22 protein-coding genes and 1 pseudogene are annotated in these 22,998 nt (G+C 67.3%); 13 read left to right on the top strand and 10 right to left on the bottom strand.

Annotation, left to right across the window (positions count from 1 at the left end; all coding sequences use genetic code 11):
• Positions 1-26: 26 nt before the first annotated feature.
• Positions 27-569 (top strand): FKBP-type peptidyl-prolyl cis-trans isomerase, encoded by a 543-nt coding sequence (locus ACFIMZ_RS13030; RefSeq protein ID WP_431819877.1) that lies wholly within the window; start codon positions 27-29, stop codon positions 567-569.
• Here the strand turns inward: ACFIMZ_RS13030 and ACFIMZ_RS13025 are convergent.
• The 4 genes from ACFIMZ_RS13025 to ACFIMZ_RS13010 all read right to left on the bottom strand — a co-directional run bounded on the left by ACFIMZ_RS13025 (position 549) and on the right by ACFIMZ_RS13010 (position 7,594).
• Complete coding sequence (locus tag ACFIMZ_RS13025; protein ID WP_431819876.1) at positions 549-1,823, bottom strand: hypothetical protein; 1,275 nt, start codon at positions 1,821-1,823, stop codon at positions 549-551. The two genes, ACFIMZ_RS13030 and ACFIMZ_RS13025, sit on opposite strands and share 21 nt — an antisense overlap.
• Positions 1,804-4,416 (bottom strand): DNA mismatch repair protein MutS, encoded by a 2,613-nt coding sequence (gene mutS / locus ACFIMZ_RS13020; protein WP_431822489.1) that lies wholly within the window; start codon positions 4,414-4,416, stop codon positions 1,804-1,806. The genes ACFIMZ_RS13025 and mutS overlap by 20 nt, the downstream gene beginning before the upstream one ends.
• 467 nt (positions 4,417-4,883) lie before the next feature.
• Positions 4,884-6,074, bottom strand: coding sequence for an MFS transporter (locus ACFIMZ_RS13015; protein WP_431819875.1), 1,191 nt, complete (start codon positions 6,072-6,074; stop codon positions 4,884-4,886).
• Between the two features lie 116 nt (positions 6,075-6,190).
• Positions 6,191-7,594, bottom strand: coding sequence for a PLP-dependent aminotransferase family protein (locus ACFIMZ_RS13010; protein WP_431819874.1), 1,404 nt, complete (start codon positions 7,592-7,594; stop codon positions 6,191-6,193).
• 235 nt (positions 7,595-7,829) lie between these two features.
• On the opposite strand from ACFIMZ_RS13010, the gene ACFIMZ_RS13005 reads away from it, so the two are divergent.
• From ACFIMZ_RS13005 to ACFIMZ_RS12985, 5 genes are all read left to right on the top strand, one after another.
• Positions 7,830-8,561, top strand: coding sequence for an AzlC family ABC transporter permease (locus ACFIMZ_RS13005; RefSeq protein ID WP_431819873.1), 732 nt, complete (start codon positions 7,830-7,832; stop codon positions 8,559-8,561).
• On the top strand, positions 8,551-8,883 hold the full coding sequence (locus tag ACFIMZ_RS13000) for a branched-chain amino acid transporter permease (RefSeq protein ID WP_431819872.1): 333 nt from the start codon (positions 8,551-8,553) through the stop codon (positions 8,881-8,883). The genes ACFIMZ_RS13005 and ACFIMZ_RS13000 overlap by 11 nt, the downstream gene beginning before the upstream one ends.
• 46 nt (positions 8,884-8,929) lie before the next feature.
• Positions 8,930-9,235, top strand: coding sequence for an H-NS histone family protein (locus ACFIMZ_RS12995; RefSeq protein WP_431819871.1), 306 nt, complete (start codon positions 8,930-8,932; stop codon positions 9,233-9,235).
• Between the two features lie 76 nt (positions 9,236-9,311).
• Entirely contained in the window at positions 9,312-9,920 is a 609-nt protein-coding gene (locus ACFIMZ_RS12990) for a LysE family translocator (RefSeq protein ID WP_431819870.1), read from the top strand.
• Between the two features lies 1 nt (position 9,921).
• Positions 9,922-10,557: a LysE family translocator gene (locus tag ACFIMZ_RS12985; RefSeq protein WP_431819869.1), complete on the top strand. Its 636-nt coding sequence runs from the start codon at positions 9,922-9,924 to the stop codon at positions 10,555-10,557.
• 79 nt (positions 10,558-10,636) lie between these two features.
• Here ACFIMZ_RS12985 and ACFIMZ_RS12980 read toward each other — a convergent pair whose 3' ends face one another.
• Positions 10,637-11,440 (bottom strand): inositol monophosphatase family protein, encoded by an 804-nt coding sequence (locus ACFIMZ_RS12980; RefSeq protein WP_042584345.1) that lies wholly within the window; start codon positions 11,438-11,440, stop codon positions 10,637-10,639.
• 278 nt (positions 11,441-11,718) lie between these two features.
• Here ACFIMZ_RS12980 and ACFIMZ_RS12975 point away from each other — a divergent pair, with 278 nt between their 5' ends.
• The gene (locus ACFIMZ_RS12975) at positions 11,719-12,540 is read left to right on the top strand and encodes an RNA methyltransferase (RefSeq protein ID WP_431822488.1); all 822 of its coding nucleotides are present in this window, start codon (positions 11,719-11,721) and stop codon (positions 12,538-12,540) included.
• Positions 12,541-12,714: 174 nt separating this feature from the next.
• On the top strand, positions 12,715-13,488 hold the full coding sequence (gene cysE / locus ACFIMZ_RS12970; RefSeq protein ID WP_431819868.1) for a serine O-acetyltransferase: 774 nt from the start codon (positions 12,715-12,717) through the stop codon (positions 13,486-13,488).
• A gap of 43 nt (positions 13,489-13,531) precedes the next feature.
• Here cysE and ACFIMZ_RS12965 read toward each other — a convergent pair whose 3' ends face one another.
• The 4 genes from ACFIMZ_RS12965 to ACFIMZ_RS12950 all read right to left on the bottom strand — a co-directional run bounded on the left by ACFIMZ_RS12965 (position 13,532) and on the right by ACFIMZ_RS12950 (position 16,286).
• Positions 13,532-14,332, bottom strand: coding sequence for a UDP-2,3-diacylglucosamine diphosphatase (locus tag ACFIMZ_RS12965; RefSeq protein ID WP_431819867.1), 801 nt, complete (start codon positions 14,330-14,332; stop codon positions 13,532-13,534).
• Between the two features lie 23 nt (positions 14,333-14,355).
• Complete coding sequence (locus ACFIMZ_RS12960; protein WP_010092005.1) at positions 14,356-14,847, bottom strand: peptidylprolyl isomerase; 492 nt, start codon at positions 14,845-14,847, stop codon at positions 14,356-14,358.
• Between the two features lie 90 nt (positions 14,848-14,937).
• Positions 14,938-15,513 (bottom strand): peptidylprolyl isomerase, encoded by a 576-nt coding sequence (locus ACFIMZ_RS12955; protein ID WP_431819866.1) that lies wholly within the window; start codon positions 15,511-15,513, stop codon positions 14,938-14,940.
• Between the two features lie 50 nt (positions 15,514-15,563).
• Positions 15,564-16,286 carry a tetratricopeptide repeat protein gene (locus tag ACFIMZ_RS12950; RefSeq protein ID WP_431819865.1) on the bottom strand — a complete coding sequence of 241 codons (723 nt, stop codon included), beginning with the start codon at positions 16,284-16,286 and terminating at the stop codon, positions 15,564-15,566.
• 234 nt (positions 16,287-16,520) lie between these two features.
• Here ACFIMZ_RS12950 and cysS point away from each other — a divergent pair, with 234 nt between their 5' ends.
• From cysS to tilS, 4 genes are all read left to right on the top strand, one after another.
• Positions 16,521-17,918: a cysteine--tRNA ligase gene (cysS, locus tag ACFIMZ_RS12945; protein ID WP_431819864.1), complete on the top strand. Its 1,398-nt coding sequence runs from the start codon at positions 16,521-16,523 to the stop codon at positions 17,916-17,918.
• A gap of 43 nt (positions 17,919-17,961) precedes the next feature.
• Positions 17,962-18,789, top strand: a complete 828-nt coding sequence (locus ACFIMZ_RS12940) for a DNA-3-methyladenine glycosylase family protein (RefSeq protein WP_431819863.1) — start codon at positions 17,962-17,964, stop codon at positions 18,787-18,789.
• A gap of 102 nt (positions 18,790-18,891) precedes the next feature.
• The gene (locus tag ACFIMZ_RS12935) at positions 18,892-19,863 is read left to right on the top strand and encodes an acetyl-CoA carboxylase carboxyltransferase subunit alpha (protein WP_431819862.1); all 972 of its coding nucleotides are present in this window, start codon (positions 18,892-18,894) and stop codon (positions 19,861-19,863) included.
• A gap of 49 nt (positions 19,864-19,912) precedes the next feature.
• A complete protein-coding gene (gene tilS, locus ACFIMZ_RS12930; RefSeq protein WP_431822487.1) occupies positions 19,913-21,337 on the top strand; it encodes a tRNA lysidine(34) synthetase TilS in 1,425 nt (474 codons plus the stop codon).
• Positions 21,338-21,456: 119 nt separating this feature from the next.
• Here the strand turns inward: tilS and ACFIMZ_RS12925 are convergent.
• A pseudogene (locus ACFIMZ_RS12925) lies at positions 21,457-21,694 on the bottom strand (hypothetical protein); the annotation flags it as partial.
• On the opposite strand from ACFIMZ_RS12925, the gene ACFIMZ_RS12920 reads away from it, so the two are divergent.
• A complete protein-coding gene (locus tag ACFIMZ_RS12920; protein WP_010099099.1) occupies positions 21,677-22,927 on the top strand; it encodes an aspartate kinase in 1,251 nt (416 codons plus the stop codon). The pseudogene ACFIMZ_RS12925 and the gene ACFIMZ_RS12920 sit on opposite strands and share 18 nt — an antisense overlap.
• Positions 22,928-22,998 lie beyond the last annotated feature (71 nt).

Raw genomic sequence — 22,998 nt, 5'->3', positions numbered from 1 at the left:
ATGAGAGTTGTATTTGGGAGAATTGGATGAAAATCGCAAAAAACACCGTCGTGTCGGTCACTTACAAGCTGTCGGATGCGCAAGGCAATCTGATCGAGGAAAGCGACGAGCCGATGGTCTATCTGCACGGCGGCTATGATGGCACGTTCCCCAAGATCGAGGAACAGCTCGACGGCCACGAGCCGGGTTACCAGGCGCAGATCCAGCTGGAGCCGCAGGACGCGTTCGGCGACTACGACCCCGAGCTTGTGAAGATCGAGCCGCGCGACCGTTTTCCCGAGCCGCTCGAAGTGGGCATGCAGTTCGAAGGCACGCCGGAGGACGGCGACGAAGAGATCGACTCGCTGATCTACACGGTCACCGACATCGCGGAAGACAAGGTCGTGCTCGACGGCAACCACCCGCTTGCCGGCATGGCGCTGCGTTTCTCGCTGACCGTGAAGGACGTCCGCGTAGCCACCGAGGACGAAATCGAGCATGAGCACGCGCACGGCGCGGAAGGGCTCGAGATCGTCGACGAGGATGAGGACGACGAGGACGGCGAGCCGTCAGGGCGCACGCTGCACTGAGCTGGCGGGCGCGCTTTGCGTCGGAGCCTGGTAGTAGGGCGCCGGCGCGGGGCCTGATGCGTCATTCGGCGCCCCGCTGTCGCCCGGCAGCGGCGGCGCGACCGACGAGGCGTCCGGCAGCGCCGGCAGGGCCGGGATCTCCGGCATCTGCGGGAGCGGGACATCGTCGTGCGGTGCGGCCGGCAAGGCCGGCGGCACCGGCAGGTTTTTCGGCACGTCCTGCAGGCTGACGTTGAAGAGCGTCTGCCGCGCCGGCGACACACCGACCTTCACCCATTGACTGGCAGGCTGGCGCGGTCCGATCGCGACGCGCGTCAGGTTGCCTACGAGTTCCCCATTGTCGGTACGCAGCGGACGGTCGATGACGAAGCCGTTCGCCAGCGGTTCGCCGCTCGCGTGCATCACGAGTATCGGGCCGCGGAAGGTGGCGGCCGCCTTGACCAGGGTGCACTTCAGTTCGCGGAAACCGTCGCGCACGCGCGGGCGGTTGAAGCGCAGCCACGCAAAGCGTTCGGCGTGCTCGTAGCGGTCGAACTTCGGGTCGCCTTCGAAGATCACGACCAGCGCGCGCGCGTCGCGCCGCTTCGCGTATTCGGCCGCATGATCGATCCAGAAACCGTTCGCGACGATGCGATCCTCGAACTCGCCGTTGCGGCCGCCGGCCGTCAGGAAGCGGTTGTTCGGCGCGGGGGCGTTGAGCGCGACGAACACGATGTCGTCGCGCACCCATCGCGCGTTCTCGCGATACGGCCGGAAACGCGCGACTTCGCTCTCGCGCGTGATCTGCAGCGCGCCCGGATCGGGCCGCGCCGCACCGGCGAGCAGCGTCTGCCGCAGGAAGTCGAGCCGTTCGACCGGGTCGTAGCCGCCTCCCGCCGCCGTGTTGCAGGTGACCCAGTCGTCGTGGCCGGGCATGAACACGAGCGGCACGCGCGACGCGTCGAGAATCGCGCCGCGCTGCGTGTACAGCGCATCGCGGCACGCTTCCTTGGCTCCCTTGAGATCCCCCGCGTACACGACGAACGCGAGGTTGCGCTCGCGCGCCATTGCCTCGAGCATCCGCTGCGCGGCGACCTCGTCCGCAGGCGACGCGATCACGCCGGAGACGACCGCGAACGAATAGGGCGCGCCGGCGCGCTTCGCGGGCGCAGCGTGGGCGAGCGCGCCGGAAAGCGCGAGCGCCGCCGCCGCGGCCGCGAGTACGACGCGGGTGAGCCGGCCGGCCACCGCGCGCTTACGCGTGCCCGTCGGCATCGTGCGACTGGGCGAGCGCGCGCAGCTCGTACAGCAGGTCGAGCGCTTCGCGCGGTTTCAGGTCGTCGGGGTCGATGTCGCGCAGTTTTTCGAGCGCAGGGTGGGGCGCGCTCGGTGTTGCCGGCGCGTCCGCGCATTCGAGATCGTCGGCAGCGGGCTGCATGCTGAACAGGTCGAGCTGCGGCGTGTGCTGCGCGGCCGACTGCTGCTCGAGGTAAGCGAGATGCTTGCGCGCCGCGCGGATCACCGGCGCCGGAACGCCTGCAAGCTGCGCGACCTGCAGCCCGTAGCTCTGGTTGGCGGGACCTTCGTTGACCGCGTGCAGGAACACGATGCCGTGACCATGCTCGACCGCCGACAGGTGGACGTTGGCCGCATGCGGGAATTCGGCCGGCAGTTGCGTCAGTTCGAAGTAGTGCGTCGCGAACAGCGTGTAGCAGCCGTTGTGCGCGAGCAGGTGCCGCGCGATTGCCCACGCGAGCGCGAGACCGTCGAACGTCGACGTGCCGCGGCCGATTTCGTCCATCAGCACGAGGCTTTGCGGCGTCGCATCGTTGAGGATCGCCGCCGCCTCGGTCATTTCGACCATGAACGTCGAGCGGCCGCCGGCGAGATCGTCCGCTGCGCCGATACGCGTGAAGATCCGGTCGATCGGGCCGAAGCACGCGGACTTCGCCGGCACGTAGCTGCCGACATAGGCCATCAGCGCGATCAGCGCGGTTTGCCGCATGAACGTCGACTTACCGCCCATGTTCGGGCCGGTGATCAGCAGGAGTTTGCGTTCCGTGCCGAGCTGGCAGTCGTTCGCGATGAACTGCTCGACCTGCGCCTCGACGACCGGATGCCGGCCTTGCTCGATGTCGATGCCGATCTCGTCGGTGAACGTGGGGGCGACCCAGTCGAGCGCGCGGGCGCGCTCGGCAAACGCGGCGAGCAGGTCGAGTTCCGCGAGTGCGGACGCGACGCGCTGGCATTCGGGAATGAACGGCAGCAGCGCCTGCAGCACCGCGTCGTACAGCGCGCGCTCGCGCGCGAGCGCCCGTTCCTGCGCGGACAGCGCCTTGTCCTCGAAGGTCTTCAGCTCGGGCGTGATGTAGCGCTCGGCGTTCTTCAGCGTCTGGCGGCGGCGGTAGTCGTCCGGCACCTTGTCGGTCTGCCCGCGCGTGACTTCGATGTAGAAGCCGTGCACCTTGTTGTACTCGACTCGCAGGTTCGCGATGCCGGTGCGGGCGCGTTCGCGTGCTTCGAGGTCGATCAGGAACTGGCCGCAGTTTTCCGAGATGTCGCGCAGCTCGTCGAGCTCCGCATCGTAGCCGCGCGCGATCACGCCGCCGTCGCGCACCATCGCCGCCGGCTCGGGGGCGATCGCGTTCGTCAGCAGGTCCAGGCATTCGGCGGGCGGCGCCAGCGCGGCGTCGAGGCGGGCGAGCGCGTCCGCGTTGCCGGCGATCGGGCTGATGCGCTCGCGCAGCGCCGGCAGCGCGGCGAACGTGTCGCGCAGGCTCGACAGGTCGCGCGGACGCGCGGAGAGCAGCGCGAGGCGGCCGGTGATCCGTTCCACGTCGGCGATCTGGCGCAGTGCGCTGCGCAGCGCATCGAGGCTCGCGTTCGCGGGCGCGTCGAGCAGCGCGCCGATCGCCTGCTGGCGCGACTGTGCGGCGACGGACGCGCGCGGCGGATGGTGAAGCCAGTGGCGCAGCAGGCGGCTGCCCATCGTCGTGCAGCACGTATCGAGCAGCGAATACAGCGTCGGCGATTCGGTGCCGCGCAGCGTCTCGGTCAGCTCGAGGTTGCGGCGCGTGGACGGATCGAGCCCGATGTATTCGGTTTCGTTCTCGACCTTCAGGCTGCGCACGTGCCGCAGCTGCTGGCCTTGCGTGGCCGCCGCATACAGGAGCAGCGCGCCCGCGGCGCCGCAGGCGCTCGTCAGCGAGTGCGCGCCGAAGCCGTCGAGGCCCGCGACGTCGAGCTGGTCGCACAGGCGCTGCGTGCCCGCCGCGATGTCGAAATGCCAGGCCGGCACGCGCTTGAGCGCGCCCGCGCCGGCGGGCATCGCGTCAGCCGATGCGTCGGCCGCGAGAACCTCGGCCGGGCGGATGCGTTCCAGCGCGGCGCCGAGCTGGTCCGGTTCGATCTCCGCGAGCCGCAGCGCGCCGCTGGCGAGGTTGAGCCACGCGAGGCCGATGTTGACCGCGACGCCGCGCTTGTTGTGGCCCGTGCACATCGCAAGCAGGTAGACGTCCGTCTTGTCGGACAGCAGTGCGGCGTCGGTCAGCGTGCCCGGCGTGACGACGCGCACGACCTTGCGTTCGACGGGACCCTTCGACGTGGCCGGGTCGCCGATCTGTTCGCAGATCGCGACCGATTCGCCCATCTTGACGAGCTTCGCGAGGTACTGCTCGACCGCGTGGTGCGGGACGCCGGCCATCCGGATCGGATTGCCGCCCGATGCGCCGCGCTGCGTCAGGGTCAGGTCGAGCAGGCGCGCGGCCTTTTCCGCATCCTCGAAGAACAGCTCGTAGAAGTCGCCCATCCGGTAGAAGACGAGCGTGTCGGGGTGGTCGGCCTTGATGCGCAGGTACTGCTGCATCATCGGCGTGTGGTTTTCGAGCCCGGCGACGGCGCGGGCCGCGGACGACTGCGTATCGCTCGCGGCCGCGGCGAGCGTGCCCTTGAGCGATTTCGAGTCCATTGGGGTTTCGTTACTGACGGGTGTGTTTTCCATCAAAAATGAGCGTAATCGGTTGGTTTTGGGCGGGATAACGTTCGTCCCGCGCATGTCCGGGGTTCATCCGGGGGCCGCCGGCTGCTTGCCGTGAATCGGCCGGATTCGTGAAAGCGGCGGCGCCGAACCCTCGATATGATCGTGACCGGCCAGTTGGAGCCGGAGTGCGCAATAGGCGATAGTTTACATGGCGCGTGCGTTGCGGGCTGCTATCCGATCGACCAACGTCGGGATTGATGGTTTGCAGGGGCCGGACGACGGGTGTTCGCGCGAGGTCGGGGAATCATGCAGGCAGGGACTCATGGCGTCCCGCTTCGATCGGGCGCCAGCGATTGCTAACCTGGCTCTTTCCCGGTCCGGACCTGAGCGACCCCGTGCGGGATTGCCGAAGTCGCGAATGCTGCCATCGCGGATGCGATTGCCGCCATCATCAGCGCTACCGAAGATGACGTGGCGATCAAGGTTCCAGCGATGGCCGATCCAATTGGAAACCCCGCCACATTCAGGCTCATCGAGATGGACATGACCCGGCCGAGCTGCCGAGGGTCCGTTCGCCGCTGGCGCAGCGTCAGCAATGCGACGTCGATCGGGCCGGATGCAATGCCGACGACGATCAGCGCAGCGACCAGCCCGCCGAGTCCGAACTCGCCTGCAACGGGCCACGCGGCGGTTGCGGTCACTGCCATGCCGACAGCCATGATTCGACGCTCCCGGCCGACCGTACGCAGATGACCGACAAGCAAGGCGCCCACGCCACCCGCAGCACCGACCGCGGTCCACATCAAGCCGGTAATCGAACTGGCTGCGCCCTTGGCAAAGTGCTCGGCGACAAACGTCGGGACGACCACAATGAGCGCGCCCCAAGTGACCTGGTACAACGAATAGGAAATCGCGAGTCCTCGAAGTGTCGGTTGCGCGGCAACCATCCTGATGCCTTCCATCGCCTGCTGCCAGATCGAGACTTGGGAGCGGGCCAGTCCAGGCAGGTGCGGAACGAATGACATGAATATCGCTGCGCCGGCGTATGCGGTGGCGATCAGCAAGATTGCTGCCGCCGGCCCCAGCGAAGCGGCCATCACGCCGGCGAGCGCGGGACCCATGACGTCGACAACCGCATAAATCGCAGTGTCCAGCGCGTTCGCCCGATCAAGTGCCGCAGGCGGAACCACGCGGGGCAGCAGCGTTCGTGTGCCGGCTGCGCCCAATGGACCCGTGAGGGAATACAAGACCACCGGCACGGCCAGCACGACGGGGGCGGTTGAACCACTCCAGCCGACGACGCTGACGGCCGCAACGAAGATGGCGCTGGCGATAAAGTCGATCCGCACAGCGATTGTCGGCCCTACGCGATCGAGGATCGCGCCCGCAACAGGGCTGACGACCAAGCCGGGCACGATCGCAGCGAACGTCAACCATCCGGCCAGCTCGGGCGACGAAAACCGCGCCAGGGCCAACAGGACCAGGGTAAGAACGAACATCCGTCCGGCGAGGCGCGAGAAGGTCGCTGCGACGAGTAACGGCGACAAACCCGGGATGTTCAGCAGGGAACGATAGGAATCTTGTTGTTTCGTGGCGATCCGCGAGTCGCATCGGTCGCGGCCATCCTATGGACCGGCTATTGATCGGTCAAGCGCCGGCCAGCTCACCCGCCCAGCCTTCCCGCCGCGTCGATGAACGGCGCCGCCAGCGGATCGCTCGCCGCCGCCACGTTGAGCCGGACCCACGGCGTCGTGTCGCCGTTCGGCCGGTAGTCGCGCCCCGACGCGAGATCGAGCCCGAGCGTGCGCGCGAGTTCGACGAGCCGCGCGGAATCGTCGACGCCCGGCACGCACGCCCACACGAACATCCCGCCGTTCGGTTGCGCGTACATCTGCCAGCCCGCCTGCCGCAATCGCGCGACCGTGTGCGCCGACGCCTGCGCGAGGCGCCGGCGCAGCCGCTCCAGATGCTTGCGGTGCGTGCCGCGCTCGAGCAGCAGCGCGACGATGCTTTCCACGATCCGCGCGCCGCCCATGCTGGTGAGGGCCTTCAGGTCGATCAGATGCTTGATCAGATCGAGTCGCGCGGCCAGGTAGCCGATCCGCAGCGACGACGACAGCGTCTTCGAGAACCCGCCGACATAGATCACGCGTTCGAGCTGGTCGAGCGTCGCGAGCCGCTGCGACGGCGTCGCCTCGAAATCGGCGTAGACATCGTCCTCGACGATCGTGAAGCCATGCTGGTGCGCGAGCTGCAGCAGCCGGAACATGATCGGCGGCGCAATGTTCGTCGCAGTCGGGTTATGGAGCACGGTCGCGACGAAGAACAGCTTCGGGCGGTGTTCGCGCAGCAGCGCCTCGGCCGCCTCGATGTCCGGCCCCGTCGCGCGGCGCGGCACGCCGACGAGCCTCACGCCGTGCAGCTTCAGCAAACCGAACAGGTTGAAGTAGCAGGGATCCTCGACGAACACCGTGTCGCCCGGCTTCAGCATCAGGCGCACGACGAGATCGAGCGCCTGGCTCGCACTGTGCGTGACGAGGATCTGCTGCGGCTGGGCGTCGATCCCGAGCGGCGCGAGGTGGCGGCACAGCTGCTGGCGCAGCAGCGGATCGCCCTGCGGCTGCGCGTAGTCGACGAGGTTCGCCACGTCGCCGCGCACGACGTGTCGCACCGCCTGCGCGATGCCGTCGACGTCGCGCCACGCGGCCGGCACGAAGCCGCTCGACAGTTTCATGCGATTGTCCAGCGACGCGAACTGCCTGAGGATGTGGCTCGTTTCCTCCTCGGCGACGCGCGTATCCGTGCCGCCCGGGAGCGCGCCGGCGTCGAGGCGGTCGGTCACGTAGAAGCCGGAGCCGTGGCGCGGCCGGATCAGGCCGCGGGCAGCGAGCAGATCGTATGCCTCGATGACCGGGAAGCGGCTGATCTGCTGATCGGCCGCCATCTTGCGGATCGACGGCAGTTTCACGCCGCTGCGCAATTGCTGCGAACGGATCATCTGTTCGATCTGGTCGGCCAGCTGTTCGGTCAGCGGAACGCCGGTCGTCGTGTCGAGCGCGAGTTTCATCGGACGCCACTGTCAAGGACTTCGGCCAAAGTGTTCAGTAAAAACAGCTGAACACTTTGGAGGTGATTGTTCGGTTCTGTTCATTCCCTCGCACGCATTCTAGTCGAATAATCGGGGCCGTCGGCTTTCGGAAATGCGATGGTCGAGACGAGCGGCTAGGGGGCGCGTGCTGCCGCGGGGACGATGACGGCGGACGCACGAGGCGGCCGCCGGCGAACGAGGGGAATCAGCAAGCGTGCGTGTCGAATCGAAGCCGTTCGTGCTGGCGTTGCCGAAGTCGGAGCAGCTCTACCAGTCTTTCCGCCTGTCGATCCCGGTCGCGATGGCGTACGTGCCGCTCGGGATCGCGTTCGGCGTGTTCCTCGTGACGAGCGGGGTGCCGTGGCATTGGGCGCCACTGTCCGCGCTGATGATCTTCGCGGGCTCGATCGAGTTTCTTGCCGTGAGCCTGATGGTGTCCGGGATGGTGTTGCCGCAGGTCGCGCTGACCGCGCTGATCGTCAACTTCCGTCACGTGTTCTACGGGCTGTCGTTCCCGTATGCGCGGCTGCGCACCGTCCCGCAGCGCGTGTACGGCGTGTTCGCGCTGACCGACGAGACCTACGCGATCACGTCGGCGGGCACGGGCGCGACGCTGAACGGCTTCCAGATCACTGCGCTGCAGCTCATCAGTCACGCGTGGTGGGTGGGCGGCGCGCTGCTCGGCTCGCTCGCGGGCCTCGCGATCCCGGGCAGCGTCAAGGGCTTCGGCTTTGCGCTGACGTCGATGTTCGTGATCCTCGCGGTCGACGCGGTGCGCACGAAGGGCACCGCGCTGCTGATCGGTGTCGCGGCGCTTGCGAGCGCCGCCGCGTTCGCGAGCGAGCAATGGCTGTTCCGCGAATCGTTCCTGTTCGCCGGTTTGCTGGTGTATCTCGCGATACTGACTGCGCTTTACGTTTTCCGGAGCCAGCGCAATGACAAGTGATTGGCGTGCGCTTTCGGTCATCGTCACGATTTCCGTCGTCACGATCGGTTTGCGTTATCTGCCGATCCTGCTGATGAAGCGGCTCGAGCACAACGGCTATCTCCGCTATCTCGGCGAACGCATGCCACCGGGAGTCATGATCCTGCTCGTGCTGTACACGCTGAAGGACAAGGACTTGACCCGTTACCCGTACGGCTTGCCCGATCTGGCGGCGCTTGCGCTGTCCGTGCTGGCTTACTGGAAAACCAGGAATTCGCTGCTGTCGATCGGGTTGGGGCTGGCTTTTTATATGTTCGCGGTGAATTGCATCGTCGTGCATTGAATGACGCAGGGCAGTAGCGAAAACACTTTGATCCGGAGGAAACCACATGCCGACCTACGACGATTTGAAAGCCAGGATTCAAACGCTGCAAGCCCAGGCGGAGCTTGCCCGCGAGAAGGAAGTGCAGCATGCCGTCAAGGAAATTCAGCAAGCGATCGCCGAGTTCGACCTGAAGCCCGAGGACCTGTTTGACGGCATTCAGCGTCAGTCACGTCGAGTCAGGCGTCGTGCTCCGGCGATAGCAAAATATCGCGACCCGGCATCCGGCGCTGTCTGGAGCGGGCGTGGACGGGAACCTCGGTGGATTGCCGGCCGCGATCGGGCGATGTTCCTGATCCACGCGTCGACATGAATGACGGGAATCTGCCAGGCGATGCTTCATCCGCCTGCGTCGACTGTTCGGCAAGAGGAATCGGAGTTGCGCTGCGATGGATGACCTGTCGATCGTCCTGTTCGTGATCTCGACCTGCGTGACGCCCGGCCCGAACAACGTGATGCTGATGTCGTCCGGCGTGAACTTCGGCGCCGCGCGCACGATGCGCCACGTGATCGGGATCAACGTCGGCTTTCCGCTGATGCTGATCGCGGTCGGGCTCGGCGCGGGCGCGGTGTTCGATCGTTATCCGTCGCTGCACGACGTGCTGCAGGTCGTCGGCGCCGTCTACATGCTGGTTCTCGCGTACCGGATCGCGACCGCGCCGAGCGTCGATTTCGACGCGAAGGCGAGGGCGCCGCTCGGCGTGCTGTCCGCCGCGCTGTTCCAGTGGGTGAATCCGAAGGCGTGGGTCATGGCCGTCGGCGCGGTGCTGACGTACGCGTCGGGATCGGCCGCCTACGCGTCCGACGTGCTCGTGATCGCGCTGCTGTTCTGCGTGTTCGGCTCGCCCTGCTCGATGGCGTGGGTGTGGTTCGGGACGTTCCTGCGGCGCTGCCTCGCGAAGCCCCGCGCGCTGCGCGCGTTCAATGTCGCGATGAGCGTGGTGCTCGTCGTCTCGCTGGCGCCGGCGCTGCATGGCCTTGTCATGAAGACACGCTGATATGAATCTCGCCCACTTCTCCGGCTTCGGCGTCGCGTTCGCCGTCTACCTGATCGGCACGGCAACGCCGGGGCCGGCCAACCTGTCGATCGCGAACGCGTCGCTCAACCACGGGCGCACGCCCGGCCTGGCGATGGCCGCCGGCGTGATGTCCGGCTCGCTCTGCTGGGGCGTGACGGCCGCGGCCGGCGTGTCCGCGATGCTGCTGTCGTCCCGGGCGCTGCTCATGTGGCTCAAGATCCTCGGCGCGTGCTACCTGCTGTGGCTCGCGTACAAGGCGGTGCGCGCCGCGTACTCGTCGCGCGATCCGCTGAAGGCCGGCGGGCAGGCGCGGCGCGGCAGCCTGGCGAGGTTCTATCTGCAGGGGCTCGGCATCCACCTGACCAACCCGAAGGCGATCCTGTCGTGGCTGACCGTGACGACGCTGGGGCTGTCGGCGAACGCGTCGGCGTGGACGAGCTTCGTGCTCGTCGCCGGCTGCGCGACGCTCGGCTTCATCGTGTTCACGACGTATGCGCTCGCGTTCTCGTCGCATTCGGCGGGGCCGTTCTTCGTGCGCACGCGCAAGCCGTTCGGCCTGTTCTGCGGAGTGTTCTACTGCGTGCTCGCGGCGGGCTTCATCCGCTCGCTCGCGTAGCGTTTCGGGCGGCCCGGAAAGGAAAACGGCCCGGGTCCGCGCAGGGCGGACCCGGGCCGTCTGCGGCGCGCGGGCGCCGTTATTCCGCGGCCGGCTGCAGGCGGCTGTAGCGGTTCAGGATCGGGATCATCTGTGCGTAGACCTTCGGGTTCGCCGCGACGATCTCGTGACGATGCAGGAAGTCGGCTTCACCCATGTAGTTGCCGACGAGACCGCCGGCCTCGGTGATCAGCAGGCTGCCGGCCGCCATGTCCCACACGTTGATGCCCTGCTCGAAGAAGCCGTCGAGGCGGCCGGCGGCGACGTTCGCGAGGTCGAGCGCTGCAGCGCCCGGGCGGCGCAGGCCCGTGCAGGCCTGCGTCATCTCGGTGAACAGGCGCGCGTACGCGTCGAGGCCGTCCTTCTCGCGGAACGGGAAGCCGGTGCCGATCAGCGAATCCGACAGGCGGTCGCGGCGGCCGACGCGGATGCGACGGTCGTTCAGGTACGCGCCGCGGCCGCGCGTGGCGGTGAACAGGTCGTTTTTATTGGGGTCGTAGACGACGGCCTGCGTGACGACGCCCTTGTGTGCGAGCGCGATCGACACGCAGTAGTACGGGAAGCCGTGGATGAAGTTGGTCGTGCCGTCGAGCGGATCGATGATCCACTGGAATTCGGATTCGTTGTCGGATTCGCCCGATTCTTCCGCGAGGATCGCGTGATCGGGGTAGGCGGTCTTCAGCGTCTCGATGATCGCGTCTTCGGCGGCCTTGTCCACTTCGGTGACGAAGTCGTTCTGCTGCTTCTTGCGGATCTCGATCAGGTCGAGATCGAGGGAGGCGCGATTGATGATCTGTCCGGCGCGGCGCGCAGCCTTGACAGCGATGTTGAGCATGGGATGCATGAGCCTGGATCCTGTAGCCGGCGGCAGGAGGCCGCCACGAAAGTGGAACAACCCGCCCGCAACGGCGCAGGCGCGCGTGGGCGAGGTGAGACGCGAATTGACAAAGAGCGGGCACGACCCGCGCCGCCTGGGCGACGCGTAAAGGCATGATTTTACCCGACTTTCGGTCCGTTTAGGCGACGGAAGTGCGGGGAAACCCCACTGGCCGTCCGGACAGGTGGGTTTGGCCCGGCGTTGGCGATACCATACGGCCATTCTGATTATCGAGTCGTACCGTGTTGGAAACCTTGCAGAACACTGCCGCGCCGTCCGCATCCGGCGCGGCGCAGCCGTCGGGGCCGCTGCGCGGCGGCTTTACGTCAACCCGCTTCGTGCTCGTCGAGCCGAGCCATCCCGGCAACGTCGGCGCCGCCGCGCGCGCACTGAAGACGATGGGCTTCTCGCGGCTCGTGCTGGTCGCGCCGCGGGTGCCGCACGTGCAGAGCGACCCCGAGGCGATCGCGATGGCGAGCGGCGCGGACGACGTGCTCGCGTCCGCGCACGTCGTGCCGACGCTCGGCGACGCGCTGTCCGGCGTCCACTGGTCGATCGCGCTGACCGCGCGCACGCGCGAGTACGGCCCGCCACGGCTCGCGCCGCGCGCGGCGGCCGAGCAGGCCTGCGCACAGGTCGGTACGGGCGACATCGCGCTCGTGTTCGGCAACGAGCGCACCGGCCTCGCGAACGAGCACGTCGACCAGTGCAGCGCGCTCGCGCATATTCCGGCGAACCCGGCGTACAGCTCGCTCAACCTCGCGCAGGCGGTGCAGGTGCTGGCCTACGAGCTGCGGATCGCGTTCCTCGAGCGCGCGAACGCATCGTTGCCGCAGCCGGAAGCCGGCACGCTCGCGCAGAGCGACGAGATCGAGCGGATGTACGTGCACCTCGAGAACGCACTGATCGCGCTCGATTTTCTCGACCCACGCAATCCGAAGAAGCTGATGCCGCGGCTGCGGCGCCTGTTTGCGCGCACCGGGCTGGAGCGGGAGGAGGTGAACATCCTGCGCGGCATCGCGAAGCACATCCTGCTGAAATCGCGCACGCCGGACCGCGACGCCTGACGCGCCGCGGGGCCGCGGCGCGAATACCCGCGCCGGCGCCGGGGAGAAATGCGCGACGTCGTGCGGGCGCGCGCGACTCGCCCTAAAATCGCCGAACGTCATATGCAAAGCAGCCGGCGCGATAAAGCCGGTCATTGCCGGCGGTGCGCGCCGGCCTTTTCCCCAGATCAGATCATGTTCACGAGACTGCGCGAAGACGTTGCGACGATTCGCGAGCGGGACCCCGCCGCTCGCAGTGCCTGGGAAGTGCTGACCTGTTATCCGGGGCTGCATGCGCTGATGCTGCACCGCTTCGCGCACGCGTGCTGGCGCGCGAGGCGCTATTGGGTCGGGCGTTTCGCGTCGCAGGTCGGCCGGTTCCTGACCGGCATCGAGATCCACCCCGGCGCGACGATCGGCCGGCGCGTGTTCATCGATCACGGGATGGGCGTCGTGATCGGCGAGACGGCGATCGTCGGCGACGACTGCACGATCTACCAGGGCGTGACGTTGGGCGGCACGTCGCTGACGCGCGGCGCGAAGCGTCACCCGACGCTCGAGGCCGGCGTAATCGTCGGCGCGGGCGCGAAAGTGCTCGGCGGTTTCACGATCGGCGCGGGCGCGAAGATCGGCTCGAATGCGGTGGTCGTGAAGCCGGTGCCGGCGGGCGGCACGGCGGTCGGCAACCCGGCGCGCGTCGTGATGCCGGCGCAGCCGAAGCCGCAACCCGAGCGCGCGGCGTTCTGCGCGTACGGCATCACGCCGAATGCGGACGATCCGATGTCGCTCGCGATTCACGGGCTGATCGATCACGCGGCGAAGGAAAGCCGGCGCGTCGACGAAATCGTCGCGGCGCTCGAGCGGCTCGGCACGCATCTGGAAACGCTGCAGGGCGCCGATGCGGCGCGCCTCGACCTGCGCCGCCTGTCGGCGGTGCTGGAAGGCAAGGCGGTCGAGCGCGAGTCCTGAACGGCGGAGTGTTGCCGCGGCGCGGCCGCCGGGCCTGCTGCTGTCAGTCGAGCGGCATCGCGTGGATGCCTTCGGCATCGACGCGCAGATAGCCGCCGCGCGGCATCCCGTGATCGAGATCCCAGTCCGGCAGCACCCAGCGCACGCCGTTGGGTTCGAGATGGCGCGCGGGGCGATGCGTATGGCCGTGGATCATTACGCTCGCGCGGCTCTTCTTGAACAGCGCGGCCACGCCTTCGCGCGTGACGTCGTAGATCGGCGAGGCGGGGCGCATCCGGCCGGCTTCGCTCTTCGCGCGCATGCGTTCCGCGAGCGCGCGGCGCCAGCGAAACGGCCACACGAGAAACAGCCACTGCGCGAGGCGGTTGCGCGCGAAGCGCCGGAACACCTGATAGCCGACGTCGGCGGTGCACTGCGCGTCGCCGTGCGCGAGCACGATGCGCCGGCCGAACGCCATGATCAGCGCCGGATCGGGCAGCAGCATCGCGCCGGCCGCCTTCATGAAGCGCTTGCCGAGCAGGAAGTCGCGGTTGCCGTGCATCACGTAGAGCGCGATGCCGCGCTCGGAGAATGTATGCAGCAGCGCGGCCATGCGCTTGACGAACGGATCGTCGTCGAGCATGTCGTCGCCGATCCAGTATTCGAACAGGTCGCCGAGAATGAAGACCGAGTCGGCGCTGTCCGCGGTGTATCTCACGAAATGCTCGAACGCGGCGACCGTCTTCGGGATCGCGTCGCTCAGATGCAGATCGGACAGGAACAGGAACGGGCGTGCGGCCTGCGCGTATTCGCGCTCGCCCGGCACGCCCGCGGAGACGCTTCGCGGCGGAGTCTCCTGCAACATCGAAGTGCCTCCGTATCCGCTCGTCAGACGACGACGGCCTTCTCGATCACGACGTCGTCGGTCGGGACGTCCTGATGGAAGCCTGCGTTGCCCGTCTTCACGGCCTTGATCTTGTCGACCACGTCCTGGCCTTCGACGACCTTGCCGAACACCGCGTAGCCCCAGCCTTGCGGCGTCGGCGACGAGTGGTTCAGGAAATCGTTGTCGTTCACGTTGATGAAGAACTGGGCGGTCGCCGAGTGCGGATCGTTGGTGCGCGCCATCGCGATCGTGTACGTGTCGTTCTTCAGGCCGTTGTTCGCCTCGTTGTCGATCGGCGCGTCCGTCGGCTTCTGCTTCAGGCCCGGCTCGAAGCCGCCGCCCTGGATCATGAAGCCGTTGATCACGCGGTGGAACACCGTGCCGTCATAGTGGCCCTTCTTCACGTAGTTCAGGAAGTTCTCGACCGTCTTCGGCGCCTTTTCGGCGTCGAGTTCGAGCTTGATCACGCCGTGGTTCGTGTGCAGTTCAACCATGATGAATTCCTTCGATAGGGCGGTTTAAATGGCACGCGGCCGGTCGTGCGACGCGGCCGCGTGAGTCGCCGGAACGGAGTCCGGCCGGATTTACTTCGAGACGACGCTCGCCGATTCGATCACGACGGCCTGCTCCGGCACGTCGCGCATCGGGCCGCGCACCGTCGTCGGCACCGCTTCGATCTTCTTCACGACGTCGAGGCCCGACACGACCTTGCCGAACACCGCGTAGCCGTTGCCGTCCGGGTTCGGGTAGTCGAGGCCCCCGTTGTCCACCGTATTGATGAAGAACTGCGCGGTCGCCGAATTCGGGTCGCTCGTGCGCGCCATCGCGATCGTGCCCAGCGTGTTCTTCAGACCATTGCGGCTCTCGAGCGGGATCGGCGCGCGCGTCGGCTTCTCGTCGAAGTTGGCCTTGTAGCCGCCGCCCTGGATCATGAAGCCCTTGATCACGCGATGGAAGATCGTGCCGTTGTACTGGCCGGCCTTCACGTAATCGAGGAAGTTGGCGACCGTCTTCGGCGCCTTCTCCGGGTACAGCTCGACGCGGATGTCGCCCTGCGAGGTCTTCAGCTGCACGACCGGGTGCGCAGTGGCCGTTTGCGCGAACGCGGGTGCGGTCGCGAGGAGGGCGGCGCCGCCAAGCGCCAGCAACAGACGTTTCATTGCGATCCTCTGGTTGGATGGGTGGAGTGCCAGGATGGGTGAAGTGCCGCTTACTGTGACGGTGCGACGTAGGGAGCCGTCATTGCACTGGCCGGGCCGCCGAACTGGAACGTCGGCGACAGCGGCAGCGTGGTGGTGGTCACGTTCGCGGCCGCGCGGTCCGAGTACGCGCGCGTCGACGGTGCGGCGGCGCGCGCGCCCGGGGCGGCCTTCGGCGGCGTGATGATCTTCTGCAGGTCGGCGAGGCGCTGTGCGGTCGGGCCGCTCGTGCGGCCGAGCGATTGCGCGCGCTTGTACGATTCGGCCGCCAGGCGCAGGTACAGGTCGCCGAGATTCTCGTACGCGAGCGTGTAGCTCGGGTTGGTCTGGGTCGCGGTGACGAGCGCCGAGCGCGCCTCGTCGTAGCGGCCATGCTTCGCATAGAGCGCCGCGAGGTTGTTGTACGGCTCGGGCAGTTCAGGGTAGGCCTGGGTGATCGCGACGAACTGCTGGATCGCGTCGTCGTCGCGGTTCAGGCGCGCGAGCACGGTGCCGCGCTTGAACTGGGCCTGCACGTCGTGCGGGTTCGCGGCGATGCGCGCGTCGAGCTGCGCGAGCGCCTGCTTCCACTGCTTGCCGGCGATCGACGAGTCGATCTCGGGGGTGCCGTCGGCCATGGGCGGGGCCTTCTGCGCGTGGGCCGCGGCGGCAGGCAGGAACGTCAGCGCGACGCCCATGACGGCGGTCGCAACGAGGGTCGCAGCGCTCTGCGCGCGGCCGCGGGGAGATTTCATAGGCGTAAATCGGAATGTTATACTCCGAGCCATTCTAACAAAACGTCTGCGCGTTCCGGCGAGCCGCAGGCAGTCTTTCTTTTGCCTCTCGTGGCCGTCACCGCTGTGCTTGCAGCCTGACCGCTCCATGTGATATCGAGGACGCGCGGCACGATGCCGCGGCGGCGGCTCGATTGTTTCGCATGCAGGGCGAGTATCGCCATGGCGGTTTCCTTCGGCTCACGGTTCATCTCTATGGAATCACTGCGCATCTACAACACGCTCGCGCGTGACAAGCAAGTTTTCGTGCCGCGCCAGCCCGGCGAGGTGCGGATGTACGTATGCGGGATCACCGTCTACGACTATTGTCACGTGGGCCACGCGCGCATGCTGGTCGTGTTCGACCTCGTGCAGCGCTGGCTGCGTGCGATCGGCTACCGGGTCACGTACGTGCGCAACATCACCGACATCGACGACAAGATCATCCGCCGCGCGGTCGAGAACGGCGAGACGATCAAGTCGCTGACCGACCGTTTCATCGCCGCGATGCACGAGGACGAGGATGCGCTCGGGATCCAGCGCCCGGACATCGAGCCGCGCGCGACGCACTTCATTCCGCAGATGCTCGGGATGATCGAGACGCTCGAGGCGAACGGCTACGCGTATCAGGCGAATGACGGCGACGTCAACTATTCGGTGCGCAAGTTCGCGAACTACGGGAAGCTGTCGGGCAAGTCGCTCGACGACCTGCGCGCGGGCGAGCGCGTCGCCGCGAACGACGCGAAGGAAGACCCGCTCGATTTCGTGCTGTGGAAGCGCGCGAAGCCGGAAGATCCGGAGGGCGCGTCGTGGGATTCGAAGTACGGCGCGGGCCGGCCCGGCTGGCACATCGAGTGCTCGGCGATGGGCTGCACGCTGCTCGGCGACCATTTCGACATCCACGGCGGCGGGCAGGACCTGCAGTTCCCGCACCACGAGAACGAGATTGCGCAGAGCGAGGGCGCGACCGGCCAGACGTTCGTCAACTACTGGATCCACAACGGCTTCGTGCAGGTCGACAACGAGAAGATGTCGAAGTCGCTCGGCAACTTCTTCACGATCCGCGACGTGCTGGAGCAGTACGATGCCGAAGTCGTGCGCTTCTTCATCGTGCGCACGCATTACCGTTCGCCGCTCAACTACAGCGACGTGCATCTGGACGATGCGCGCGCGGCGCTGACGCGGCTCTATACCGCCCTGAAGGACGTCGCGCCGGATGCGGCCGCGCTCGACTGGAGCGAGCCGCACGCGCAGCGCTTCGCGGCCGCGATGAACGACGATTTCAACACGTCGCTTGCGGTGTCCGTGCTGTTCGAGCTGGCGGGCGAGGTGAACCGCGCGCGCGACGCGGCGCTGGCGCGCCAGCTGAAGCAGCTTGCGGCACTGTTGGGACTGCTCGGCCGCGAGCCGCGCGCGTTCCTGCAGCAGGCGGCCGGCGCCGCGCAGGAAGGCGCGCTGGCGACCGACGAGATCGAAGCGAGGATCGCCGCGCGCGGCGCGGCGAAACGTGCGAAGGACTATGCCGAAGCGGACCGGATCCGGGCGGAACTGCTCGAAGCCGGTGTCGCGCTTGAAGACAAACCGGGCGGATCGACCGAATGGCGTCGCGTATGAGCGCGCAGCGTTCCACTGACCGATTCGTCAGGTAGGAGGCAAGATGGCAACGGCCAGAAAAGCGCCGGTCAAGCGCGCGACGCCTGTCGCTGCGCGTCCGGCAGCCAAGCGTGCGCCGGCGGCGAAGGCGGACGCGAAGCGCGTCGCGCCGAACGGCGCCGCGCTCAACGGTCACGCGCAGCCGCCGGCGGCGAAGCCGGCGCGCGCGTCCGACGCTGTCGCGCCGGCGGAGATCGACGGCGTCGACGTCGTCGTGCGTCCCGCCTACTGGGACAAGGCATGCGCGGATCTCGTCAAGCGCGACCGCATCATGAAGAAGCTGATTCCGAAGTTCGGCCCCGCGCATCTCGTCAAGCGCGGCGACCCGTTCGTCACGCTCGCGCGCTCGGTGGTCGGCCAGCAGATCTCGGTGGCGTCCGCGCAGTCGGTGTGGGCGCGCATCGAGGCGGCCAGTCCGAAGCTCGCGCCGCAGCAGGTGATCAAGCTCGGTCCGGACAAGTTGATCGCGTGCGGGTTGTCGAAGCGCAAGACGGAGTACATTCTCGACGTCGCGCAGCACTTCGTGTCGGGCGCGCTGCACGTCGACAAATGGACGTCGATGGACGACGAGGACGTGATCGAGGAACTCACGCAGATCCGCGGCATCAGCCGCTGGACGGCGGAGATGTTCCTGATCTTCAACCTGTCGCGTCCGGACGTGCTGCCGCTCGACGATCCCGGCCTGATCCGCGCGATCAGCGTCAATTATTTCAGCGGGGAGCCGGTCACGCGCAGCGAGGCGCGGGAAGTGGCGGCCAACTGGGAACCGTGGCGCACCGTCGCGACCTGGTACATGTGGCGCAGCCTGGACTCGCTGGACGCCGGGGCCTGATCAGGGCTATCGGGTATTAAACATCAATAGTTGAGAACCGGTTTTGAGCGTCGCGCGCGCGGGTAGAATACGCGCTGCCGCAAGACCCAAGGATTCGAACACATGAAAACCACGTTTCTGGATTTCGAACAGCCGATCGCCGAACTCGAGGCCAAGATCGAAGAGCTGCGCTTTGTGCAGGACGATTCGGCTGTCGATATTTCGGAAGAAATCGAGCGGCTGTCGAAGAAGAGCCAGCAACTGACCAAGGACCTGTACGCGAACTTGTCGCCGTGGCAGGTGTCGCAGATCGCGCGGCATCCGCAGCGTCCGTACACGCTCGACTACGTCGCGGAGCTGTTTACCGATTTTCACGAGCTGCACGGCGACCGGGCGTTCGCGGACGACCTGTCGATCGTCGGCGGCCTCGCGCGTTTCGGCGGCCATCCGTGCATGGTGATCGGCCACCAGAAGGGGCGCGACACGAAGGAGCGCGCGGCGCGCAACTTCGGGATGCCGCGTCCGGAAGGCTATCGCAAGGCCGAGCGCCTGATGCGGCTCGCCGAGAAATTCGGCCTGCCGATCTTCACGTTCGTCGATACGCCGGGCGCGTATCCGGGCGTCGGCGCGGAAGAGCGCGGCCAGTCTGAAGCAATCGGCCGCAACCTGTACGTGATGGCCGAGTTGAAGACGCCGATCATCACGACCGTGATCGGCGAGGGCGGTTCGGGCGGCGCGCTCGCGATTGCCGTGGCCGACACCGTGATGATGCTGCAGTTCTCGACCTATTCGGTGATCTCGCCGGAAGGCTGCGCGTCGATCCTGTGGAAGAGCGCGGCGAAGGCGCCCGAAGCGGCCGAGGCGCTTGGCCTGACCGCACACCGCCTGAAGGCGCTCGGCCTGATCGACAAGATCATCAACGAGCCGCTCGGCGGCGCGCATCGCGATCCGAAGGGCATGGCCGCGCTGCTGCGCCGTGCGCTCGCGGATTCGCTGCGGCAGTTCCAGGGCATGAGCATCGATGCGCTGCGCGAGCGCCGCTTCGAACGCCTGATGGCCTACGGCAAGTTCAAGGAAACCACGCCGGGCGCATGACCCGCCGCGTGCGTCCATCACAGCGCGCCCGCGTGCGCGCTTGTCCATCGTGATTCCTCCGAGCGAATTTTCCGCCGACCGCGTCGTCCTCGATGCGGTCGGCGTTGCGCTTGCCGACGTGCCGTCCGGCGCACGCATCGCGATCGCGTACAGCGGCGGGCTCGACTCGTCGGTGCTGCTCGACGCGGCCGTGCGCGTCGCGGGCGCGTCGCGCTGCATCGCGCTGCATGTACACCACGGGCTGAGCGCGAACGCCGACGCGTGGGCCGCGCACGCGCAGGCGACCGCCGCGCAGTTCGGCGTCGCATTCGATTCGATGCGCGTCGACGTGCCGCGCAACAGCGGCGCCGGGATCGAGGCGAGCGCGCGGGAGAGCCGCTACGCGGCGCTCGACGCAATGTGCGAGCGGCACGGCGCTGCCGTGCTGTGGCTGGCGCAGCACGCCGACGATCAGGCCGAGACGGTGCTGCTGCAGCTGCTGCGCGGCGCGGGCATCGCCGGGATCGCCGCGATGGCGCCGCGCTATCGTCCGGCAGCGGCGCGCGTCGAGCGCGTGCGTCCGCTGCTGCGGCTGCTGCGCGCGCAGCTCGAGCGCTATGCGGCGCAGCGCGAGCTCGCGTGGATCGACGACGAATCGAACCAGGACACGCGCTTTGCACGCAATGCGCTGCGGGTCGACGTGCTGCCGGCGCTCGCCGTGCACTTTCCGGGCTTTCGCGATGCGCTCGGCCGTGCCGCGCAACATGCGGCGTCGGCGCAGCGCCTGCTCGACGATCTGGCGGAACTGGATTTCGCCGGCGCCGCGCGCGAGGACGGGCGCGCGCTGTCGCGTAGCGCGCTGGTCGCGCTCGACGATGCGCGCGGCGCGAACCTGCTGCGCTTCTGGATGCGCAGGCTCGGCCTGCCTGGCGCGTCGGCCGCGCGGCTCGCCGACATGATGCGGCAGTTGCGCGACGCGCACGACGCGCATGCGCTGCGCGTCGATCACGCGGGGCAGTGCCTGCGGCTGTATCGCGATGTCGTCTCCTGGGAAGCAGGCGCCAGCAGCGATCCGGCCGACGACGGCAGCGACGCGACGCGCCCCGAATGCACGTGCGCGTGGAGCGGGCAGGAGGTCTGGCATCTGCCGGCATGGCGCGGCACGTTCGTGTTCGCGCCGGCCACGGCCGGCGACGCGGACGCGGTGCCCGACGCGCTGCTGCGCGCCGCGCCGCTCGCCGCGCGCGCCCGCGCGGGCGGCGAGCGGATGCGCACGGCGCCCGGCGGGCCGGGCCGCACGCTGAAGAACCTGTTCCAGGAGCGCGGCGTGCCTTCGTGGCAGCGCGACGTGCCGCTCCTGTTCGCGGGCGACCGGCTGCTCTTCGTGCCGCGGCTCGGCGTGAACCGCGACGGCGTCGACCGCGACGGCGGGGACGGCGGCAGCGGCGCCGCATGGCGCCGGATCGAATGGCGGCCCGACCTGCTGATCGCATGACGGGCGCCGGGGCGCGGGGCGATGCCGCGCCGATTTTCACTATTTGGTAAACAGCGCCGGAGCGGCCGCCGGTACGGCGTTCGGCTTGTCAAGCGGACATCGATCGGGTACGCTCGGTTGTTTGCTCGGCTCGATTTTTGAGCGTTTTGTGCAGGTTTTCCGCGTGACATACCCGGTTTGCGCGGCCTGATCGGCCTTCCGGGCAAAATCCGTCACGCTTGCGTGTTGCGTCCCAGCCGTCCCCCTCGTCGTCCGTCCACAGCCACAAGCCGCGTGACCGAACGGCAACGCGGCCTGTCCAGCGCGCCCGTGCGGCTTCTCCTCCAGTTCAGAACGACAATGGCACTCATCGTACATAAATACGGCGGCACTTCGATGGGCTCGGTCGAGCGCATCAAGAACGTCGCGAAACGCGTCGCAAAATGGCATCAGGCCGGGCACCAGATGGTGGTCGTGCCGTCGGCGATGTCCGGCGAAACCAACCGTCTGCTCGGTCTCGCGAAAGAGATTTCGAGCCAGCCGAGCCCGCGCGAGCTCGACATGATCGCGTCGACCGGCGAGCAGGTCAGCGTCGGCCTGCTGTCGATCGCGCTGCAGGAGATCGGCGTCGAGGCCGTGAGCTATGCCGGCTGGCAAGTGCCGATCAAGACCGACAGCGCATATACGAAAGCGCGCATCCATTCGATCGACGACGAGCGCGTGAAGGCCGACCTGAACGCCGGCAAGGTCGTGATCATCACGGGCTTCCAGGGCGTCGATCCGGACGGCCACATCACGACGCTCGGCCGCGGCGGCTCGGACACATCGGCGGTGGCGGTCGCGGCCGCGCTCGATGCCGAAGAGTGCCTGATCTACACGGACGTCGACGGCGTCTACACGACCGATCCGCGCGTCGTCGAAGAGGCGCGCCGCCTCGATCGCGTGACGTTCGAGGAAATGCTGGAAATGGCGAGCCTCGGCTCGAAGGTCCTGCAGATCCGCTCGGTCGAATTCGCCGGCAAATACCAGGTGAAGACGCGTGTGCTGTCGAGCCTGACGGATCCGCTGATTGCGCTCGACGTGGAAATGCGCTCGGGCACCCTGATTACTTTTGAAGAAGACGAGACCATGGAAAAGGCAGTCATTTCCGGCATCGCGTTCCAGCGCGACGAAGCACGCATTGCGGTGATGGGCGTGCCCGACAAGCCGGGCATCGCGTATCAGATCCTCGGCCCGGTCGCGGACGCGAACATCGACGTCGACATGATCATCCAGAACCAGAGCGTCGAAGGCAAGACGGACTTCACGTTCACGGTCGGCCGCGGCGACTACCAGAAGGCAATGGACATCCTCACCAACCAGGTGAAGGGCCACGTGAGCGCGGAGCAGGTGCAGGGCGACCCGAAGGTGTCGAAGGTGTCGGTCGTGGGCGTCGGCATGCGTTCGCACGTGGGCGTCGCGAGCAAGATGTTCCGCACGCTGTCGGAAGAGGGCATCAACATCCAGATGATCTCGACGTCCGAAATCAAGATTTCGGTGCTGATCGACGAGAAGTACATGGAGCTGGCCGTCCGCGCGCTGCACAAGGCATTCGAACTCGAGCAGGCGTGACGAAATTTTCGTGATGCGTTGAAGAAAATGCATCAAAAAAATTGACCGGCGGCTCGAAACCCTATATTATT

Origin of the sequence: Burkholderia sp. F1 (genome assembly GCF_050813845.1) — a bacterium.
In the GTDB taxonomy this organism is placed as follows: Bacteria; Pseudomonadota; Gammaproteobacteria; order Burkholderiales; family Burkholderiaceae; genus Burkholderia; species Burkholderia ubonensis.
Note: the sequence above shows the minus strand (reverse complement) of the source record. Positions and strands in the feature narration are given on the sequence as shown.

Excerpts from the sequence above, each read along its gene's own strand:
- ACFIMZ_RS12940 (WP_431819863.1), top strand. The coding sequence starts at position 17,962 with ATGGCAACGGCCAGAAAAGCGCCGGTCAAGCGCGCGACGCCTGTCGCT.
- ACFIMZ_RS13030 (WP_431819877.1), top strand. The coding sequence starts at position 27 with ATGAAAATCGCAAAAAACACCGTCGTGTCGGTCACTTACAAGCTGTCG.
- ACFIMZ_RS13010 (WP_431819874.1), bottom strand. The coding sequence starts at position 7,594 with ATGAAACTCGCGCTCGACACGACGACCGGCGTTCCGCTGACCGAACAG.
- ACFIMZ_RS12955 (WP_431819866.1), bottom strand. The coding sequence starts at position 15,513 with ATGAAACGTCTGTTGCTGGCGCTTGGCGGCGCCGCCCTCCTCGCGACC.
- ACFIMZ_RS13025 (WP_431819876.1), bottom strand. The coding sequence starts at position 1,823 with ATGCCGACGGGCACGCGTAAGCGCGCGGTGGCCGGCCGGCTCACCCGC.
- ACFIMZ_RS12995 (WP_431819871.1), top strand. The coding sequence starts at position 8,930 with ATGCCGACCTACGACGATTTGAAAGCCAGGATTCAAACGCTGCAAGCC.
- cysE (WP_431819868.1), top strand. The coding sequence starts at position 12,715 with ATGTTCACGAGACTGCGCGAAGACGTTGCGACGATTCGCGAGCGGGAC.
- mutS (WP_431822489.1), bottom strand. The coding sequence starts at position 4,416 with ATGATGCAGCAGTACCTGCGCATCAAGGCCGACCACCCCGACACGCTC.
- ACFIMZ_RS12935 (WP_431819862.1), top strand. The coding sequence starts at position 18,892 with ATGAAAACCACGTTTCTGGATTTCGAACAGCCGATCGCCGAACTCGAG.
- ACFIMZ_RS12990 (WP_431819870.1), top strand. The coding sequence starts at position 9,312 with ATGGATGACCTGTCGATCGTCCTGTTCGTGATCTCGACCTGCGTGACG.
- ACFIMZ_RS12985 (WP_431819869.1), top strand. The coding sequence starts at position 9,922 with ATGAATCTCGCCCACTTCTCCGGCTTCGGCGTCGCGTTCGCCGTCTAC.
- ACFIMZ_RS12980 (WP_042584345.1), bottom strand. The coding sequence starts at position 11,440 with ATGCATCCCATGCTCAACATCGCTGTCAAGGCTGCGCGCCGCGCCGGA.
- ACFIMZ_RS12960 (WP_010092005.1), bottom strand. The coding sequence starts at position 14,847 with ATGGTTGAACTGCACACGAACCACGGCGTGATCAAGCTCGAACTCGAC.
- ACFIMZ_RS12920 (WP_010099099.1), top strand. The coding sequence starts at position 21,677 with ATGGCACTCATCGTACATAAATACGGCGGCACTTCGATGGGCTCGGTC.
- ACFIMZ_RS13000 (WP_431819872.1), top strand. The coding sequence starts at position 8,551 with ATGACAAGTGATTGGCGTGCGCTTTCGGTCATCGTCACGATTTCCGTC.
- cysS (WP_431819864.1), top strand. The coding sequence starts at position 16,521 with ATGGAATCACTGCGCATCTACAACACGCTCGCGCGTGACAAGCAAGTT.
- ACFIMZ_RS12965 (WP_431819867.1), bottom strand. The coding sequence starts at position 14,332 with ATGTTGCAGGAGACTCCGCCGCGAAGCGTCTCCGCGGGCGTGCCGGGC.
- ACFIMZ_RS12950 (WP_431819865.1), bottom strand. The coding sequence starts at position 16,286 with ATGAAATCTCCCCGCGGCCGCGCGCAGAGCGCTGCGACCCTCGTTGCG.